This is a genomic window from Marinomonas shanghaiensis (assembly GCF_003259175.1).
Lineage (GTDB): Bacteria > Pseudomonadota > Gammaproteobacteria > Pseudomonadales > Marinomonadaceae > Marinomonas > Marinomonas shanghaiensis.
The window spans coordinates 17,780-37,437 of sequence record NZ_QGOK01000023.1 but is presented as its reverse complement, the minus strand read 5'-3'; the positions used below and the strand labels follow the sequence as shown (position 1 = coordinate 37,437).

Here is a 19,658-nt window from a genome sequence, read left to right as displayed (position 1 = left end):
GGCTCTAAAAAATAACGATAACAAACCCTATGGCCGAATAAAGCGTGTTTTTAAAAATGCTTGTTTGGCCGTAACAGGAGACGCTAATGAACTATCTAAAGAATGCCATTGCTGGTTTAGTATTGGGTGCCACTGCTCTTAGCTCCGCGAGTGCCTTGGCGGCCAGTGGTTATGTTGGTATTGCCATGCCAACCAAATCTTCTGCTCGCTGGATCACCGATGGTGATTCCATGGTAAAACTCTTCCAAGACGCAGGTTATAAAGTGGACCTGCAATACGCTGAAGATGAAATTCCAAACCAATTATCTCAAATTGAAAACATGATTGTTAAAGGCGTTGACGTACTCGTCATCGCAGCGATTGATGGTACAACCTTATCGAATGCATTGGAAAACGCCGATGCGGCCGGTATCAAAGTGATTTCCTACGATCGTTTGATCAAAAACAGCCCTCATGTAAGTTACTACGCCACTTTTGATAATTTTAAAGTTGGTGTGCTACAGGCGAAGTCTTTGGTTAGCGGTATGGAAAAACGCGGAGCAGGCCCTTACAACGTTGAATTGTTTGGTGGTTCACCAGATGATAATAATGCGTACTTTTTCTATGACGGCGCCATGTCCGTGCTTCAGCCTATGATTGATGCGGGCAAGGTGAACGTGGTTTCTGGACAGATGGGTATGGATAAGGTCGGTACCTTACGTTGGGATGGTGCAACGGCTCAAGCGCGTATGGACAACCTATTGTCGGCTCATTACACCACAAAACATGTCGACGGTATTTTGTCTCCTTATGACGGTATCTCCATCGGGATTTTGTCCTCTCTGAAAGGGGTTGGCTATGGTTCAGGTAATCTGCCTATGCCGATTGTGACAGGTCAAGACGCAGAAGTGCCATCTGTTAAATCCATCATTGCCGGTGAGCAGTATTCGACCATTTTTAAAGATACCCGTGAATTGGCGAATGTAACGGTGGGGATGGTGCAAGCGGTATTGAATGACGCGAAACCACAAATCAATGACACCAAAACCTACAACAACGGTATTAAGATCGTTCCTAGTTATTTGCTTGAGCCTGTCACGGTTGATAAATCCAACTGGCAAGATGTGCTATTGGGCAGCGGTTACTACCAAAAGTCTCAAGTCGAATAAGCTCATGACTACGGCGCTTGCCAATACTTTGTAAGAATGTATTTATCCTAATTCAACAATAATAAACCAGCGAGAGCGTTATTTACCGTGCGTTGATGCGGTAGTAGCGCCCTTGCTAATGGGATGTTTTATGGAAAATATTATTTTGGAAATGCGCAGCATTACCAAGACCTTTCCTGGTGTAAAAGCTCTTGACGCGGTGAACCTTAAAGTTCGTGCGGGTGAGATTCATGCGTTAGTAGGTGAAAATGGTGCGGGTAAATCCACTCTCATGAAAGTGTTGAGTGGGGTGTACCCACACGGAAGTTACGATGGCGATATCCTGTTTAATGATGAGACGGTGGGGTTTTCTGGCATTAAAGACAGTGAAGAAAAAGGCATCATTATTATCCATCAAGAGCTGGCGTTAGTGCCGCTTTTATCCATTGCTGAAAATTTATTTTTAGGCAATGAGAATGTTGAAAATGGCGTGATTAATTGGCCGAAAACCTTCTCTCGCACTCAAGATTTGTTAGCCAAGGTGGGTTTGAAAGAGTCTCCATCGACCTTAGTGGGTAAATTGGGTGTCGGTAAGCAGCAGCTGGTTGAAATTGCTAAGGCCCTTGCCAAAGATGTGAAACTGTTGATTCTGGATGAGCCAACCGCCGCGTTGCAAGAAAACGACAGTGCCAAATTACTGGATTTGTTACTGGAGCTAAAAGCACAGGGTATCTCCTCCATTCTGATTACTCACAAATTGAATGAGATTAGCCGAGTAGCAGACAGCATCACCGTGATTCGTGATGGTGCCTCTGTATCAACGTTGGACTGCCATGCGCAAAACATCAGTGAAGAAGACATTATTCGTGACATGGTGGGGCGTGATATGGCCCATCGTTATCCCGCGAGAGACAGCCAACTAGGCAAAGTATTAATGGAAGTCAGCGGGTGGAACGTATGGCATGCCGACGCCTTAGATCGTCAAATGCTGCATGACATTGAATTCAATGTCCATGCGGGTGAGGTCGTGGGAATTGCCGGTTTAATGGGGTCTGGACGAACGGAATTGGCAATGAGTCTGTTTGGTCAAAGCTACGGCAAAAATGTGCAAGGTGAAGTGCGTTTGCGCGGTGAACTCGCCGATTTATCGACGGTGCCAAAAGCGATTAAAAGCGGTTTGGCCTATGTGACCGAAGACCGTAAAGAGCTGGGGTTGATCCTAGAAGAAACCATTCAAACCAATACCACGTTAGCGAATTTACCCAGAGTGTCATCCTTTGGCGTCATCGATGAAAACATCGAGCGTCAAGTGTCTGAAGATTATCGACAAGCACTGAATATTCGTACCCCAAGTGTGTTTCAAAAAGTGATGAATTTGTCCGGTGGTAATCAGCAGAAAGTTGTATTGAGCAAATGGCTGTATTCACAACCCGATGTACTGATTTTAGACGAGCCAACACGGGGAATCGACGTGGGTGCCAAGTTTGAAATTTACAGCATCATCAACCAGCTTGCCGATGACGGCAAAGGCGTAGTGATGATTTCTTCAGAAATGCCTGAGTTACTGGGCATGTGTGATCGTATTTACGTGATGAATGAAGGTCGTTTTGTTGGTGAATTAGACAAAGACGAAGCGAGCCAAGAAAAAATCATGTCGATGATAGTAAAAGCCTAGCGATAGCAATAATAACGGCGGGAGCAATAATAATGGCAACAACAAAAGACACCTCTACAGCAGTGCAAGCCGCACCTTCTGTTACCAGCTACCTTAAATCACATATGCGTGATTACGGCATGTTGATTGCGCTTGTGGTCATCATGGGGATGTTTCAATTTTTGACCGATGGCATTTTGATGCGTCCGGTCAACTTAACCAATTTATTTTTACAAAACAGCTACATCATCATCATGGCGATTGGCATGTTGCTGGTGATTGTCGCTGGACACATTGATCTCTCAGTAGGGTCTGTGGCGGGATTCATTGGCGCGTTAGCCGCTGTGATGGCGGTCAACTACAATTTACCCACTATTATTGTGGTGCCTGTGTGTTTGTTAGTCGGCTTAATTATCGGTGGAATACAGGGTTACTGGATCGCTTATTGGAAAATTCCGGCTTTTATTGTCACCTTGGCAGGCATGTTGGTTTTTCGTGGTTTGACGCTGACCTTACTGGAAGGGCAATCCATCGGACCATTTCCTGAAAGCTTTCAGTTACTAAGCACCGGCTTTATTCCAGATGTATTCGGGGCAGGACGTCCAAACATCACGGCATTGGTATTGGGTGTCTTAGCCGCCAGTGCCATTGTTTTCTTGGCTGCTCGCAGCCGTGCTAGAGCCTTAAAGTACGGCATTCAAGATGAGCCTTTTGCTTTCTTTATTGCTAAGAACGCTTTAATTACGATTGCCATCATCTACCTATCTTACATGTTGAGTACCTATCGTGGTTTGCCAAATGTATTGATCACCATGGCGGTACTGATCGCAATCTATACCTTTATCACCAACAGCACGACGATTGGTCGTCGAATCTATGCCTTAGGTGGCAATGTAAAAGCCGCTAAGTTGTCTGGCATTAATACTGAGCGTTTAACGTTTCTAACCTTTGCCAACATGGGCATGTTGGCAGCTCTAGCAGGATTAATTTTTGCCGCTCGCTTGAACACCGCGACGCCCAAAGCCGGTTTTGCTTTTGAATTGGATGTTATCGCCGCCGTATTTATTGGTGGTGCCTCTATGACGGGCGGTGTGGGTAAAGTCATTGGCGCGGTGATTGGTGCCTTCATTATGGGCGTGATGAACAACGGGATGTCGATATTGGGTATAGGGATTGATTGGCAGCAGGTGATCAAGGGCTTGGTCTTGCTCGCTGCGGTTATTTTCGACGTCTACAACAAACAAAAAGCGCGTTAACAAACGCAGCGTGTTAAGGAGCAATTTATGTTGTTTTTATCTCAAATTAAACAAGGTGGCGTGGTGTGTCGCGAAGGCGATGAAGCCCATCTTGTTCTTGGTACATCGAGTGTTTACGAACTCGCCACGGAAGCCGTTAAAAATGGCGTGTCGCTGAAGTCTATTATTGAAAAACATGGCGTGGGAGAGTCGGTAAACTTATCTGAATTAGCCAATAACAACCAGCTAGACTGCCCAGTGCGTCATCCTGATCCAGCGCACATGTATCTGACGGGGACTGGTTTGACACATCTTGGTTCGGCGGCGACTCGTAATGCCATGCACGCGAAAAGCGAAGAACTGACTGATTCGATGAAAATTTTCCAGATGGGCGTTGAAGGTGGCAAACCAAAAGACGGTCAAGAAGGCGTGCAGCCTGAATGGTTTTATAAAGGCAATGGCGCTGGTGTAATCGCACCAGGTGGCGCTTTGCCTTCGCCTGCCTTTGCTTTGGATGGCGGCGAAGAGCCTGAAATCGCGGGTTTTTACTTGGTGGGCGACGACGGCAAAGTACACCGTTTGGGTTATACCTTGGCAAATGAATTTTCCGATCACATCACAGAGCGTCAAAACTATTTGTACCTAGCTCATTCAAAATTACGCCCAGCCTCCTTTGGTCCTGAATTGCTGGTGGGGGAATTGCCCATGCACATCGATGGTCATTCACGTATTGAGCGTGGCGAGAAAACCTTGTGGGAAAAAGGCTTTTTATCCGGTGAAGACAATATGTCGCATACCTTTAAGAACCTAGAGCACCATCATTTTAAATACTCGATTTTCCGCCAACCAGGCGATCTGCATGTGCACATGTTTGGTACGGCGACCTTGTCGTTTGCTGATGGTGTTCAGACGCAAGAGGGTGATGTGTTTGAAATTTCCTCACCTACTTTTGGCCTGCCATTACGCAATGTCTTGGCAAAAGCGGATGAACTCAATACAGAGGTAACCTCGCTATGAATAAGACAAAAAACGCCGTATACCCAGACTTGAAAGAGCGGTCGGTGTTTATTTCTGGCGGCGCAACTGGGATTGGTGCGGCCATTGTTGAAGCGTATGCGAGGCAAGGAGCGAAGACGGCTTTTGTCGATTTAGATGAAAAAGCCGGTATGGCGCTGGCCAAACGTCTGAAAAAAGACGGTCACGAGGTGCGCTTTGAGGTCTGTGACATCACTCAGATTCAAGATTATCAGAGCAAAATTCGCGCCGCTGCAGAGGCGTTTGGGCCCATATCGGTTTTATTGAACAATGCCGCTAACGATGTGCGCCATTCTTTGGAATCACTGACAGAAGAACGCTTCGATGAGCTGGTTGGGGTGAACATCAAGCACGCCATGTTTGCCGCCCAAGCGGTCGCGCCCATGATGCGAAAACTCGGTGGTGGTTCGATTATCAATTTTGGCTCAGTGGGCTGGATGATGGCAACGGCAGGCTATCCAACTTACGGTACGAGCAAAGCCGCAACGCACGGTTTAACACGCTCCCTTGCCCGAGATTTAGGCGGTGCTGGTATTCGTGTGAATACCTTGGTGCCAGGCTGGGTAATGACAGAGAAACAACTGCGCATGTGGGTGGATGATGCCGCTGAAGAAAAAATTAAACAAAGCCAATGCCTAGCAGGCAAAGTGCTGCCTGAACACATCGCCAATATGGCACTGTTTTTAGGATCCGATGCGTCGGCTATGTGTTCGGCGCAGAACTTTATCGTGGATGGAGGTTGGGTATGAGTGATTCTGAAAAAAACACGTTCGTACCAAAAGAATGGCCCCGCAAATTGCGTTCAACCGAATGGTTTGGCGGTACTTCTCGTGATCATATTTATCATCGCAGTTGGATGAAGAATCAAGGTTTGCCAGCGGATTTATTCGATGGTCGCCCTGTTATTGGGATTTGTAATACTTGGTCTCAGCTTACCCCTTGTAATGCGCATTTGCGCGAACTTGCTGACCGAGTGAAACACGGTATTTATGAAGCTGGAGGTTTGCCACTCGAGTTTCCTGTGTTCTCGGTAGGCGAAAGTTCGCTGCGGCCAACAGCCATGATGTATCGCAATATGGCCGCGATGGATGTGGAAGAGGCTTTGCGAGCCAATCCACTTGACGGTGTTGTCTTATTGGCAGGTTGTGACAAAACCACGCCCGCGTTGCTGATGGGCGCATGCAGTGTCGATATTCCCGCGATTGTGGTGTCTGGTGGCCCGATGTTAAACGGCTATTTTAGAGGTGAGCGCGTGGGATCGGGTACGGCCTTGTGGCAAATGTCGGAAGACATCAAAGCAGGCAAGATGACCCAAGAAGACTTCCTCGAAGCCGAACAGTCCATGTCCCGCTCTGCCGGCGGTTGTAACACCATGGGCACCGCCAGCACCATGGCCTCTATGGCAGAAGCGCTGGGTATGGCGCTGTCTGGGAACGCAGCGATTCCAGCGGTAGATAGCCGTCGTCGAGTCATGGCGCATCTTACGGGCCGTCGTATTGTTGACATGGTGAAAGACGATCTGAAACCGTCTGATATTTTGACTCGCCAAGCCTTTGAAAATGCGATTCGAGTCAACGGCGCGATTGGTGGTTCTACCAATGCGGTGATTCATTTACTCGCTATTGCGGGTCGAGTGGGCGTAGACCTGAATCTGGATGATTGGGACAAGCTGGGCCAGAACATTGCCACCATAGTAAACCTCATGCCGTCCGGCAAATATTTGATGGAAGAATTTTTCTATGCGGGTGGCTTGCCTGTGGTAATCAAGCATTTGGCGGAAGCGGGAAAACTGCATAAAAATGCCATCACCGTGTCTGGTGAATCCATTTGGGACGAAGTGAAAGAGGTTCGTAACTGGAACCCAGATGTGATTTTGCCGGTGGAAAAAGCACTGACACAAAAAGGTGGCATTGTTGTATTGAAAGGCAATCTTGCGCCATTGGGTGCGGTATTAAAACCTTCTGCGGCGTCACCTCATTTATTGCAACACCGTGGACGTGCGGTGGTGTTTGAAGACATTGATGATTACAAAGCGAAGATCAATGACGAGGCGTTGGACATTGATGAAAACTGCGTCATGGTATTGAAAAACTGTGGGCCGAAAGGTTATCCAGGTATGGCGGAAGTGGGCAATATGGGTTTGCCGCCAAAAGTGCTGCGCAAAGGCATTAAAGACATGGTGCGTATTTCTGATGCGCGTATGTCGGGAACCGCTTATGGCACCGTGGTTCTACATACGACACCAGAAGCCGCAGCGGGCGGACCATTAGCCGTTATTCAAAATGGCGACATGATTGAATTAGACGTAGAAAACCGCCGCCTTCATGTGGACATTTCCGATGAAGAAATGGCAACACGCTTAGCGAACTGGACAAGTCATTTGGAAGCACCAAAAAGTGGTTATATCAAACTATTCCATGACCATGTACAGGGCGCCGATACGGGAGCCGATTTTGACTTCCTAAAAGGCTGTCGCGGTGCAGCGGTGCCAAAAGATAGCCATTAATTAAAGAGCCAGATTACACCTTGGTTCATCCGGCCTACAATGGGTTGATTTGTATATTGTTTTGTAGGTCGTGGCTTTAGCCCGACAAGACGTAATTTGTCGTGACGAGTTTTTTGTCGGCATAAATGCGCGACCTACAAGACCGACGGAAGTCGTTTAGCAACAGCCTCCTTCGCGGGAATGACGTATGAAACACCGATATCTCGCCTCTTGGGGTGGGGTTGTTTATTTAATTAAATAAAAAGAGAGGAGTGAGTATGTTAACGGGACAGCATTTTATTGCCGGTAAATGGGTAAAGGGCGACGCGACATTTTCTTCCGAGCCTTCTTCTGGGCCTTCTTATGAATTTGCCGTTGGTCGCGTGTCGGATGTGGATGCGGCAGTAGAAGCGGCCGAGGCGGCTTTTGAGACATTTGGTTATTCTTCTCGGGAAGAGCGTGCCGCGTTTCTAAATGCTATTGCTGACGAAATCGATGTATTAGGTGATCTCATTACCGAAATCGGTGTGCAAGAGACAGGTTTGCCTGCTGCCCGTTTGCAAGGGGAGCGGGGCCGAACAACAGGGCAACTGCGGTTATTCGCTGAGCGCATTGTATCGGGCGAATATTTAGATCGTCGTTTTGATGAAGCCTTGCCAAACCGTACACCTTTACCGCGTCCAGATATGTACATGATACAACGCCCAATCGGCCCTGTTGCCGTGTTTGGTGCGTCTAACTTTCCACTGGCGTTTTCCACCGCGGGCGGCGATACGGCGGCGGCTCTTGCCGCAGGCTGTCCGGTTGTGGTGAAAGGCCACTCTGCCCATCCTGGAACGGGCGAATTAGTCGCGCAAGCCATTGATAAAGCGATTCAACGCTGCAAGATGCCAGCGGGTGTGTTTTCTTTGATCCAAGGGGGCAACCGTCAAGTTGGGCAGGCTCTGGTTCAGCATCCATTAATTAAAGCAGTTGGTTTTACTGGCAGCTTGGCCGGTGGCCGCGCTTTGTTTGATTTGTGTGCGGCGCGTCCTGAACCCATTCCATTTTTTGGTGAATTGGGTTCTGTGAATCCTATGTTCGTGATGCCAGAAGCGGTGAAGAATCGAGGGCAAGAGTTAGGCAAAGGTTGGGCGGCTTCTTTGACAATGGGAGCGGGGCAGTTCTGTACCAATCCAGGCATTGCAGTGATGTTAGACAACGCGGACTCACAAGGCATGATAGCGGCGGCGAGTGCGTCTTTGTCTGATGTCGCTGCGCAAACCATGCTCACCGACGGCATTGCTGATGCCTATCGTTCTGGTGTGGCCGCGATTGAGAAAACGGGTATTCAAGCGGTGGTTCGTTCGGCAGATACCAAGGATCGTACCGCACGACCAAACTTATTTACGGTAACGGGGCAAGCGTGGTTGGATCATCCGACATTACATCATGAAGTATTTGGCCCACTTGGCTTAGTTGTCTTGGCAGACAGTGTGGCGCAAATGGTCGAGTTAGCGCGTCATTTGGAGGGTCAGCTAACCTGTACTATTCATCTTGATGAAGGCGATTACGCGGCGTGTCAGAAACTCTTGCCCGTGTTGGAACGCAAAGCAGGACGCTTGCTAGCGAATGGTTTCCCAACCGGTGTGGAAGTAAACGACACCATGGTGCACGGCGGCCCTTATCCCGCGTCGACAAACTTCGGTGCCACATCGGTCGGTACCTTGTCGATTCGTCGCTTTTTGCGTCCTGTATGTTATCAAAATATACCTAAGGCCTTGTTGCCAAAAGATCTGCTTGGCTAGCGTGTAGATTGAGACATGACTTTCCGTTAAGAAGCCCAAGGCGGGTTTTAGCGAGTTCGGTTTTGAAAGCAACCGACTCGCTTTTTTTATGCCTCGCTTTTTATGGGTTTTTGCTCCAGCTCCGCCAACACCAAGCGTTTAAGTTGATTGGCAAGAGGCGATAGCTGACGGCCGCGCATTTGCAATAAATAATACGGGCTCATGACAATTTTTTTGTCCAATTTCAGTGTTTTGAGGTCGGCTTTTACTTTATGACCGACCAGTAAATCACTGACCTCTCTCGCCATCGGCGCAATCGCGTTGGAAGACACTAGAATTGCAATTAATGCCAATAAAGAGGTGCTGTTGGTAATGCTTAAGGGCAGTTCCGCGCGTTCTTCCATAAAAGCCGCTTCGACAGCCTCGCGAATGGGGGCGCGATGAGATTGCATCACCCATTCAAAATGAGCGAGGTCTTTGACGCGGACTTTATCAAGATTGGCTAATGGGTGCTCTTTACGCACCACGAGTGTGACCGATTCCGTTCGTGCAGGGTAAATCTCAAATTCATTGGCGTCGTATTGTTTGGGGATGCGCGCCAAGACAAAATCATTGTGCCCAGCGATCAAGTCTCGTACTAAAATATCACTGGTATCAACGTTGATATCAATTTCGGCCTTCGGTGCGATGGCGCGTAATTGTTGAATGGCGGGAATCACAAAACCGACGGCCGCGCCGGTTACCGCGCCAATTGAGGTGGTTCCGCCGCCACCTTCTTTTAGTTCGCCCACTTCTCGGGCAAGATCTCGCAGCTCAACCAATAAATTATGGGCCCGACGTGCCACAGCTTGACCAACCAGTGTCGGCTCCATGCCTTTGGCGTGACGAATGAACAAACGCGTACCAATGGTTTGCTCTATTTCACTCAACATACGCGACGCCGCAGGCTGCGTCATCGCCATTTCATCAGCGGCAATACCCAGCTGACCGTGCTCGGCAATGACCGAAATTAAGCGCAGTTGAGTCAGCTTTAAATGCTTGGCCAGACCTATGTCCATATCGACCTCTATTGTTATTTTTAGTGGTCATATCTTACTCTAATATTAAGTGTTGCATAAGCGCTTGGACTGGTTTGATTGGACCGATTTGGTTGAGAGTTCCTCTACTTTCCCCTATTCTCTGCAACCTTCCAAGAAAAATATATTTTGATAAATTAAATTAAATGAAAGGTTGTTGCATACCTAAAATGATCAGTCCAAAAGGCGCCGCATAGTATGGCTGTTATGCATACTCACTCACTTAAATTCTGATAAGGAAATCAATGCATGAATGAACTGATCTTATATACCACAGAAGACGGAAAAAACCGGATTCAACTGCGAGCAGATAGCGGCACGGTCTGGCTCAGTCAGCTGGACATGGCTGAGCTTTTTCTCACCTCTAAACAAAATGTAGCTAAGCATCTTAAAGCGATTTTTGTTGATGGGGAGTTGGTCCAAGAAGCAGTTGTCAACCAATGGTTGACAACTGCTTCTGATGGCAAAAAATATAAGGTTGTACACTACAACCTAGATGCTATTTTGGCTGTGGGTTATAGAGTGCGTTCTCCGCGTGGTGTGCAGTTTCGTCGCTGGGCGAGTACCGTACTGAGCGAGTATTTACATAAGGGCTTCGTAATGGATGACGAGCGTTTGAAAAATCCCGATGGTCGCCCCGATTATTTTGATGAGATGTTGGCGCGCATCCGTGATATTCGTGCTTCAGAAAAACGTTTTTACCAAAAAGTACGTGAGTTGTTTGCTCTTAGCAGCGATTACGATAAGAGTGATAAAAACACTCAACAGTTTTTCGCCATGGTGCAAAATCTATTGATTTATGCGGTAACACAACAGACCGCCGCCGAGCTGATTTGTGCCCGCGCTAATCCTGATGATGGCCATTTTGGATTACTCAGTTGGAAAGGCGATAAAGTACGTAAGCAAGATATTTTAATTGCTAAAAACTATTTGAATGAAGATGAAATAGACACGCTAAATCGGCTCGTGGTGATCTTTTTAGAAACCGCTGAGTTACGTGCCAAGAGTCGTATGGAAACGCGTATGGCGTTTTGGCAAACACGTGTTGGCGAGATTATTAGTAGCAATGGTTTTCCATTATTAGCGGATGCTGGCTCAATCAGCCATGCGCAAATGGAGCACTCGACTAACGAAAGGTATGCTGACTTTGATCTGCGCCGTAAACAACAAGAAAGGTTAGCGGCCGACCAAGCCGATGACGCCGAATTGCAAGCATTAGAGTACAAACTTAAATACCGTTCAAATGACGAATGAAAGCATTAATATCATGATGGAACATAATTAAATAAATTGGGCCGCAGGCTCTGAGATTACTTATACTCGGATGAGATAGTAAAGCCCTAAGATATTTAACAATAGTCCGAAACAACCCGAGGAGTTAAAGGTGTGATCTAAGCTGGAGTGATCCGATGGAAAGAGGCATCTTTAGGTTAATTTTTATTTGAGCCTGAAACCCGTTAAAAACCTTCAGTTTAGATTTTTAACGGGTACAAAACGCGGTGTTTATTGAGGAGTAAACTGACGATTAACCGCGCTTTCTGGATCAAAGCTGTTGATTGGGATATTTTGCGCTTTGGCGGTCCACTGCCATGTGGTAGCGAGTCGCTCTTTAGTAAATGCACCGTAGCCATCTTGGTCGCTGACGGCGTTATAGACTAGAGATTTAATGGAATTAATAGTATCTGTCGCGGTGCTGGCGTCGACTTCAGGCACCATGTCATGAACGATTTGTCCGCTTTCCTCAGGGTGCGCCCAAGTGTATTCAATGGCTTTTTTATACGCTGCAACAAAGCGTTTGGTCACGTCTGGGTGTTCATTAATAAAGCGATTCGAGGCAATGACAGAGGTGGAATAAAACTCTAATCCAGCATCGTACCAAGGCAATACCTGCAAGGTCTTGCCTGCGCTTTTGGCTTGTTGTTGGTAAATTACTGTATCGGTTACCCATGAAATCACGACATCAACATTGCCTGAGAGCAACATAGGATTAAGCGCCCCCGCGTCTGCTTTGATCAGTTTTATACTGTCTGGATCGACACCGTTGACTTCCAGTAAGAGCGGTAAAAATACGTTTGATGAGGTATAAGGCGAGGTAGCGATGCGTTTTCCAGTGACGTCTTTAACGCTGTTAATGTTTGCGTCAGCAGGGACAAAGAAAGCATGGGGTGCTTTGCTGAAGACAGAATAAACGGCGGAAACGGGGACATCATTTTGCGCTTTGGCCATCAATAGTGCCACTAAATCAGATAAACCTATGTCGGCATTGCTTGTGGCCAGTTTGCTAATTGAATCATTAGAGCCTCGACCGCTGGCAACGGTGACGTCTAAATCAGCGTCTTCAAAAAACCCTTTTTTGATGCCAACGTAAACGGGCGCTTTGTCGCCTCCCGGTAGCCAGTCTAGTTGAAATCTTACTTTATCTGCGGCCAATACGGCACTGGCATTGAATGTGGTCCATGCCACGGCCCCAGCTAGGCATAGGGTACGCAATAGAGATACGTTACGGGTGATGTTCATTGTCTTCTCCAGTCTTCTTAATAGATTCGACTTAGCGCTTTAGGTAAGCCAAATTCGGTCACTGAAACAACCACAAAGAAAATCAGATGAGGAAAGAGCGAGAGGGCTGGGTACACAGTCGAGTTAGATTGAAACGGCTGTCACTTCCCTTTCGACATCCTCTTTGGGTTGTCGATAAGGCAGTGAGCAATGCCCGAATTTGGTGTATTGAACTCGACCAAATTTGACCGCTTCTACTCATTGCGTCGCGCAAACTATTTGCGCTACTTATGATTAAGCAACAAGCAGGCCAAATACACTTGTCTATAAATTCAGCCGTTATGCGGCTTTTTGTTCTTGGTTATGCACTTGAAGTGGGCGAATGGTGGCCTTGTTGCACCATAAATACGATGCCAAATACCATGATTGCTTAACGCTTGCTGTGTGTTTATTGCCGTTGCATAGACTGGTACAGGGTTTGCTTGTTGATCTGGTTAAATTGTGTGTGAAATAAAGAGTAGAAGCGGTTAAGCCTTGCGGCCTGGACATTGCTCTTTCCTAAAAAAGGAGAGTGTTATGCCCCAGTATTTGATTCGCCAAGCCAAAGCCGTTGCAGGTTATGAGCTTCCCCAAGAGATCCGTATCAAAGATGGCGTGATTGCCGCCATTTCCTCCACATTAGACTATGAACCTGACGATGAATTAATAGACGCATCCGGCTGTGTGGTTTATCCCGGGTTTGTGAACACTCACCATCATCTTGCCCAGTCGATTCTAAAAGGCGTGCCTGCTGGTTTGAACCAAAGTTTAGGGGAATGGCTGGCAAGCGTGCCGTATCGATTCTGGCCACAAATCACCCCAGATTTAATGTATGTTGCAGCGAAATTAGGCCTGTATGAACAGCTGCGCTCTGGCGTGACCACCTGTGCGGACCATCATTATTTGTACCATGCGAGCACATCGCCTGAGTTGGAAGACGCCGTTTGGCGAGCGGCCGAAGATTTAGGTATTCGATTGGTTTTATGCCGTGGCGGCGCAACGGTACAAGGCAGTCATAAAGGCATGCAAGACAGCGGCATCGTTCCAGAGTCATTGGCCTTGTCATTGGATCGCCTTGATGCTTCCTACAAACGCTATCATGATGCCAGCTCATTCAGCATGCGACGCTTGGTTGTTGCACCGACCAGCTTGGTTCACACCTCGCCAGCCGAAGATTTACGCAGTTACGCCCAGTGGGCAAAAGAGCGCAATTTACTACGTCATTCGCATTTATTGGAAGTGTCTTTCGATGAGCAAATGGCGCAACAAAACTTCGGCATGAGCGCCATTGACTATGCCGCCCATTGTGATTGGTTGGGTGACGATGTGTGGTTCGCTCACTTGGTACAAGCTGATGCTCATGCGATTGAATTACTGGCGCAAACGAAAACGCGAATTGCCCATTGCCCTACGTCAAATTGTCGCCTTGGCAGTGGTATTGCGCCAGTGCTGGCGATGGAAAAAGCCGGCATTCCGATTACCCTCGGCGTTGATGGCTCCGCCTCCAGTGAAAGTGCTTCTATGTTGCAGGAGTTGAATTTAGCTTGGCTATTACATCGAACCCATAGCGGGCCTTCAGCAACGAATGTCTCGCAAGTACTTAAATGGGGCACGCAAAACGGCGCGGATCTTTTGGGGCTTAAAACAGGGCAAATAGCCGAAGGTTATGCTGCTGATTTGGTGCTGTATTCCCTTGATGCACCGCGCTTTTCGGGTGTACACAGCCCATTAGAAACGCCAATCTTATGTGGTGAACCAGCACTGATTAAACACAGCTTTGTGAATGGTAAACGTGTGGTTGAAAACGGCCAAGTGCTGGGCGTGGATGAAGCTGAGCTAGTACATGATGTCAAAGTCGCGGTGCTGGAATTATTAGTAAGAGCCCCATCTAATTAATTGCGAGATACTTGAATAGGCGAGTAAACTATTGATCCATTTTATTCGTCGTTAAGGAAAAGGATGTCGCTTTCTCATTCACCACAACCCATTGGATCGTCAGTAAAGCGTTTGGCCGAAAAAGAGCTGGTGGCGTTGTTTGCTTTGATGATGTCGCTGACAGCGTTGAGTATGGATGCCATGTTGCCAGCGTTTCCAAATATTGCTGAATCTTTGGCGATTATTGATTATCAGAAAACTCAGTGGATTGTCTCGGCAATGATTCTGGGTATGGTGTTTGGCGAGATCGTTTTTGGTCCGTTGTCGGACGCGATAGGTCGTAAAAAAAGCATTTTAATTGGCATCAGTATTTATATTGTAGGTTCTGTGATTGCGCTATTGGCGTCGTCTATCGAGGTGTTTTTACTGGGGCGTATTATCCAAGGATTTGGCGTTGCAGGGCCAAAAATTGCGTCTCGCGCCTTGATTCGGGACTTGTACAAGGGCGCAGCGATGGCACGTATCATGTCCTTTGTTATGATGGTGTTTATTCTTGTGCCCATGCTTGCGCCTTCATTGGGGCAGTTGGTGATTAAGGTGGCCGATTGGCGCTGGATTTTTGCTTTGTTAATGATACAGGCCGCTGTTGCTGGTGGTTGGCTCTTGTTACGTCAACCTGAAACATTATCAAAAGAAAACCGTATCCCATTGAATAGAAAACGTTTAATGGTGGATGTGCGTTTTATATTGAGCCGTCGAGATGTGATGGCGTTTACCGTTTTGTTAGGTTGTATTTTTGGTGCCCTGATGCTGTACATAAGTACGGCACAGTCTATTTTTCAGGATGTTTATAACACGGGCGACCGTTTTCCTTTGTTTTTTGGCATGCTGGCGATAGGGTCTTCTGTTATCAATTTTTCAAATGGCAAAATTGTCCTGCGAGTGGGTATGTTGCGCTGTGTGGTTGGCGCGTTAAGTGTGATGTGTTCGACGGCGTTTGTTCTTTTGGTTGTGGCGGTATTTTTTTCGGGTGTACCGCCTTTTGTTTTTTTCATGGCGCTGGGTATGGTGATGTTTTCTTGCCTCGGCATGGTATTTGGTAATGTGAACGCCATGGCGATGGAACCATTGGGAGCCGTGGCGGGTCTTGGAGCATCATTGATCTCGTCCTTATCCAGTTTGATTGCTATCGTGTTAGCAACCATCGCAGGGCAGTTCTATAACTTTACGGTGATTCCTTTGGCCTGTAGTTTTGCTCTTTTTTCTATGATTGCCTTAGTCATGCTGAGATATGGACATCGGTTTAGTCGAGCCTCTGATGCGGCTTAACAGACGTTTTATTCAAGAGAACAGTGGGTGTTAACGATCGACTTTAAGGGTATGAATGATTTGCTCGTTGATGGCCTCTACCACGGCTGATTTTGCCGATCTTTTACTACGAAATACTGCCACGTCCATGGCCGCTAATTTTGGTAAATCGTATTCAGCGGGTAGATTTTGTAAAATAGGCAGCCCTGCGGGAACGCTGCAACGAGTCAAGGCGGCGACCGCCAATCCACTTTCTACGGCGGCAAGTTGCCCCGCCAGCCCCGAACTTTTATAGACAATACGATATTCCCTATTGTGTTTATTCAACGCAGATAATGTTCCTATTTGCGCCATACTACCGGCTTCATAGACGGCAATGGGTAAAGGCTTGCGCCGCCATACTTCATGTTGGGTGGAACCAACCCACACCATAGGTTCTTGAAACAACCACTCTCCTTGTTCTGCTTTGTCTTGGGAAATCAGGGCAATATCCAATTCATTGTTGTTGATTTGAGGGATGAGCGAGGTCGATTGCTCACAGGTTAGCTCGATGTCGACATTGGTATGGCGACTGGCAAAACTTCGCAAAACCGGTGCGAGGTACATGGCGTAGTCGTCTGGTACACCGATCCGCACAAGACCGGACAGTTGCTGGCCAAACAGTGCGTCATGGGCTTCAGATTGCAGTGCTAACATGCGCCGCGAGTAAGCGAGTAATTCAACGCCTTTTGGCGTGACTTCCAAATGATGCGGCCCTCTGAAGAGAATGGCACTTCCCACAATGGTTTCCAATTTTTTGATGTGCATGCTTACGGCGGATTGTGAACGATACACCAAAGGCGCTGCAGCGGTCAGTGACCCTGTATCCACCACTGCCACAAAGGTTCTGAGCCAAGTGAGATGTAGGTCTGGATGGTGCATTGTTTTGTCCTTCTTTTTGTTTGGTATACAACTTGGTGCAAAAAGTTTGTATTTGATTATCGAATAATAGAATAGCAAAACATTCGTTTTGCTTTTGGAATTATTTCAGCGATTCTGGCGTGAAAAGAATAGAGCTGTGTAAGTTGAGACATGATGATGGTGGCTAAGGTACTGGTTTCTGAGGCGATAGGAACAGAGGAAACCGCTCAACAGATATCTGTTGGTCGTGGTTTGTTGTGTGTGATGTGTGCCGCGATGGCATGGGGAACGGGAGGTGCTGTGGCTGCGATGCTTTACCAGAGTAGCGGTCTTGGTCCCATCGCCGTTTCCTTTTGGCGTTTCTTGATAGGAGTGTGCATTTTGGCTGTCTTTGCTTTCTTGATGACGTCTCGTTTAAAAAGAGCCGAAATGAGCCATTTTATGAAAAAATACAGGGGAAGGCTGGTTGTTATCGGAATAGGGTCAGCCGTATATCAGGCCGCTTATTTTGCCGCAGTTCAATACAGCGGCTTGGCCGTCGCCACTGTGGTTACTTTAGGCTTGGGGCCAATTTTCATGGCGCTAGGTTCGTATGTGGCACTGGGTGAGCGGATGGCTAAAGCGGGTCTGTTGACTATGATTTTTGCGATTTTAGGCTTGGCTTTGTTGACTGGCGGCAGTGACATGAGACCCAGTTCGCATTTGGGAATGGCATTCGCGTGTTTATCAGCATTGGGCTATGCCAGTGTGACGATTCTTACCAGAGCAATGAGTTTGCGCCGACATGCGGATCAATTTAATGTTACTTTTTTAGGCATGATAGTGGGAACGGTTTGCCTATTGCCTCTCGCCATGTTTGAAGGCGTGATACCCATGACCGAACGTTTGCTTTCTAGTTTCCTTTTTCTGGGGTATCTCGGCTTAGTGCCAACAGCGATGGCCTATATTCTTTTTAACACGGGGCTTTCTTCTGTCCGCGCGACGACGGCGTCTGTTATTGTGCTGGTAGAACCTCTCACTGCGACTATGATTGCCGTATTGTTTCTTGGTGAGCAACTCACACAACTCGCTTTACTTGGTATGACCATTCTAATGCTGTCGGTTGTGGTGTTAGCGCTTGCTGAACGTCGTGGTGTAGTCAGTGCTACTGGTGATGTTTAGTAGGAATGTCCGTTTTATGTGATAAGGGTAAAGAGCGGTTAATCCTCCCTTCATTCATTCTGTCGTCCTCAAAATAGGGTAGAATATAGGCTCAGTTTTTAGTATGAGCCACATTTATGTCCTCCCAAGTATCTTCATCTGATTCTTTAGCGAAGCAACTTTTTTCCATGACGTGGCCGATGTTGTTTGGTGTTTTGTCGCTGATGAGTTTTCAGTTGGTGGACAGTGCTTTCATCGGGCAGTTGGGTCTGTTGCCTTTGGCAGCGCAGGGGTTTACTTTGCCGATTCAGATGATTGTGATTGGCCTGCAAGTGGGGTTGGGGATTGCGACGACGGCGATTATTTCCCGTGCTTTAGGCGCGGGGAACACGCGTTACGCCAAACAATTAGGCGGTTTGGTGCTGATGATGGGCAGTGTGGGCATTGCTTTCTTTAGTGTGATTATTTGGTTGTTACGACATCCCATTTTGGCGTTACTGAGTGCGCCAGATTCTGTGTATCCTATTATTGATTCGTATTGGCCTCACTGGTTGCTTAGCGCTTGGGTGGGGGCATTGATCTATTTTTATTACAGTATATGTCGTTCCAATGGCAATACTTTATTGCCTGGTATCATGATGATAGTGACCAGCGTACTGAATTTGGTGCTGGATCCTATTTTCATTTTTACTTTGGATCTTGGCTTGAACGGTGCCGCGATGGCAACCACGGTGGCGTTTGGTTTGGGTACCTTGATTGTTGCGCCCAACGTGGCTCGTAAGCATTGGATTACCTTTGACTGGCAAGATCTTAATATTGGCAAAAGCTTGGCGTCGATTGGTCACATTATGGGGCCCGCGATGATTAGTCAGTTATTGCCGCCCGTGTCTTCTATGTTGGCGACCAAACTGATTGCAGGCTTTGGTACGGCAGCTGTGGCGTCTTGGGCACTGGGCTCACGTTTTGAATTTTTCTCTATTGTGGCTGTGTTGGCGCTGACCATGTCTATGCCGCCGATGGTAGGACGATTGCTAGGGGAAGGGCGCCTCGATGATGTACGCTATGTGGTGCGTTTGGCCTGTCGATTTGTTTTATCCTTTCAATTGCTGATTGCCGTGATAACCTTCTTTGTCTCAGGTGCGTTGGCGAACTTAATGACCAGCGATCAAGATGTCGCGGGAATTCTGCATTGGCACCTGATGGTTATTCCGCTGAGCCTTGGCTTACTTGGCATTTGTATGTTGATGGTGTCTATCGCCAATGCCTTAGGGAAATCTTATACGGCACTGGTTATCTCTGCTTTACGCCTGTTTGCCTTCTTTTTGCCTTGTCTGTGGATCGGTTCTGAGTTAGGCGGCTTAAAAGGACTATTTTTCGGTGTCCTGATCGGTAATGCCCTTGCCGGTGTTTGTGCTTGGCGCATGTATCGACGAGCGCTTATACAGGTTGAGGCGAAGCTTAGTAAGACCTAATCGCGCAATATCGTCCAATCTTTTTTGTCTGTCATTGGTTAGTCTATTGT

16 protein-coding genes are annotated in these 19,658 nt (G+C 47.4%); 12 read left to right on the top strand and 4 right to left on the bottom strand.

Translation table 11 applies throughout. The features are described 5' to 3' along the window. Window positions 1–86 precede the first annotated feature (86 nt). The 7 genes from chvE to DKT73_RS16930 all read left to right on the top strand — a co-directional run bounded on the left by chvE (window position 87) and on the right by DKT73_RS16930 (window position 9,323). Window positions 87–1,148 carry a multiple monosaccharide ABC transporter substrate-binding protein gene (chvE, locus tag DKT73_RS16960; RefSeq protein WP_111639739.1) on the top strand — a complete coding sequence of 354 codons (1,062 nt, stop codon included), beginning with the start codon at window positions 87–89 and terminating at the stop codon, window positions 1,146–1,148. Between the two features lie 130 nt (window positions 1,149–1,278). Next, window positions 1,279–2,802, top strand: coding sequence for a multiple monosaccharide ABC transporter ATP-binding protein (mmsA, locus tag DKT73_RS16955; RefSeq protein WP_111639738.1), 1,524 nt, complete (start codon window positions 1,279–1,281; stop codon window positions 2,800–2,802). A 32-nt stretch (window positions 2,803–2,834) separates the two neighbouring features. Then, window positions 2,835–4,037, top strand: coding sequence for a multiple monosaccharide ABC transporter permease (mmsB, locus tag DKT73_RS16950; protein WP_111639737.1), 1,203 nt, complete (start codon window positions 2,835–2,837; stop codon window positions 4,035–4,037). A 27-nt stretch (window positions 4,038–4,064) separates the two neighbouring features. Further along, complete coding sequence (araD1, locus tag DKT73_RS16945) at window positions 4,065–5,033, top strand: AraD1 family protein (RefSeq protein WP_111639736.1); 969 nt, start codon at window positions 4,065–4,067, stop codon at window positions 5,031–5,033. After that, window positions 5,030–5,800, top strand: a complete 771-nt coding sequence (locus DKT73_RS16940; RefSeq protein WP_111639735.1) for an SDR family NAD(P)-dependent oxidoreductase — start codon at window positions 5,030–5,032, stop codon at window positions 5,798–5,800. Before araD1 ends, DKT73_RS16940 begins: the two co-directional genes overlap by 4 nt. Further along, a complete protein-coding gene (gene araD, locus DKT73_RS16935) occupies window positions 5,797–7,557 on the top strand; it encodes an L-arabinonate dehydratase (protein WP_111639734.1) in 1,761 nt (586 codons plus the stop codon). Before DKT73_RS16940 ends, araD begins: the two co-directional genes overlap by 4 nt. Window positions 7,558–7,814: 257 nt before the next feature. Next, a complete protein-coding gene (locus tag DKT73_RS16930) occupies window positions 7,815–9,323 on the top strand; it encodes an aldehyde dehydrogenase (NADP(+)) (protein WP_111639733.1) in 1,509 nt (502 codons plus the stop codon). Window positions 9,324–9,409: 86 nt separating this feature from the next. Here the strand turns inward: DKT73_RS16930 and DKT73_RS16925 are convergent, their stop codons facing one another. Beyond that, window positions 9,410–10,360: a LysR family transcriptional regulator gene (locus DKT73_RS16925; protein WP_111639732.1), complete on the bottom strand. Its 951-nt coding sequence runs from the start codon at window positions 10,358–10,360 to the stop codon at window positions 9,410–9,412. A gap of 267 nt (window positions 10,361–10,627) precedes the next feature. Between DKT73_RS16925 and DKT73_RS16920 the strand changes: the two genes are divergently transcribed. Continuing rightward, entirely contained in the window at window positions 10,628–11,632 is a 1,005-nt protein-coding gene (locus DKT73_RS16920) for a virulence RhuM family protein (RefSeq protein WP_111639731.1), read from the top strand. Window positions 11,633–11,881: 249 nt separating this feature from the next. Here DKT73_RS16920 and DKT73_RS16915 read toward each other — a convergent pair whose 3' ends face one another. Continuing rightward, window positions 11,882–12,895, bottom strand: a complete 1,014-nt coding sequence (locus tag DKT73_RS16915) for an ABC transporter substrate-binding protein (RefSeq protein WP_111639730.1) — start codon at window positions 12,893–12,895, stop codon at window positions 11,882–11,884. A gap of 318 nt (window positions 12,896–13,213) precedes the next feature. Then, a complete protein-coding gene (locus tag DKT73_RS20085; RefSeq protein ID WP_157959203.1) occupies window positions 13,214–13,423 on the bottom strand; it encodes a hypothetical protein in 210 nt (69 codons plus the stop codon). Between the two features lie 27 nt (window positions 13,424–13,450). Between DKT73_RS20085 and DKT73_RS16910 the strand changes: the two genes are divergently transcribed. Both DKT73_RS16910 and DKT73_RS16905 read left to right on the top strand, forming a co-directional pair. Further along, window positions 13,451–14,809, top strand: a complete 1,359-nt coding sequence (locus DKT73_RS16910) for an amidohydrolase family protein (RefSeq protein ID WP_111639729.1) — start codon at window positions 13,451–13,453, stop codon at window positions 14,807–14,809. 63 nt (window positions 14,810–14,872) lie between these two features. Further along, window positions 14,873–16,117 carry a multidrug effflux MFS transporter gene (locus DKT73_RS16905; RefSeq protein WP_111639728.1) on the top strand — a complete coding sequence of 415 codons (1,245 nt, stop codon included), beginning with the start codon at window positions 14,873–14,875 and terminating at the stop codon, window positions 16,115–16,117. Window positions 16,118–16,147: 30 nt separating this feature from the next. On the opposite strand, the gene DKT73_RS16900 is transcribed toward DKT73_RS16905, so the two are convergent. Continuing rightward, window positions 16,148–17,017 (bottom strand): LysR family transcriptional regulator, encoded by an 870-nt coding sequence (locus DKT73_RS16900; protein ID WP_111639727.1) that lies wholly within the window; start codon window positions 17,015–17,017, stop codon window positions 16,148–16,150. Between the two features lie 150 nt (window positions 17,018–17,167). On the opposite strand from DKT73_RS16900, the gene DKT73_RS16895 reads away from it, so the two are divergent. Then, window positions 17,168–18,157: a DMT family transporter gene (locus DKT73_RS16895; RefSeq protein ID WP_198666652.1), complete on the top strand. Its 990-nt coding sequence runs from the start codon at window positions 17,168–17,170 to the stop codon at window positions 18,155–18,157. A 116-nt stretch (window positions 18,158–18,273) separates the two neighbouring features. Further along, window positions 18,274–19,608, top strand: a complete 1,335-nt coding sequence (locus tag DKT73_RS16890; RefSeq protein ID WP_111639726.1) for an MATE family efflux transporter — start codon at window positions 18,274–18,276, stop codon at window positions 19,606–19,608. Window positions 19,609–19,658: the final 50 nt, after the last annotated feature.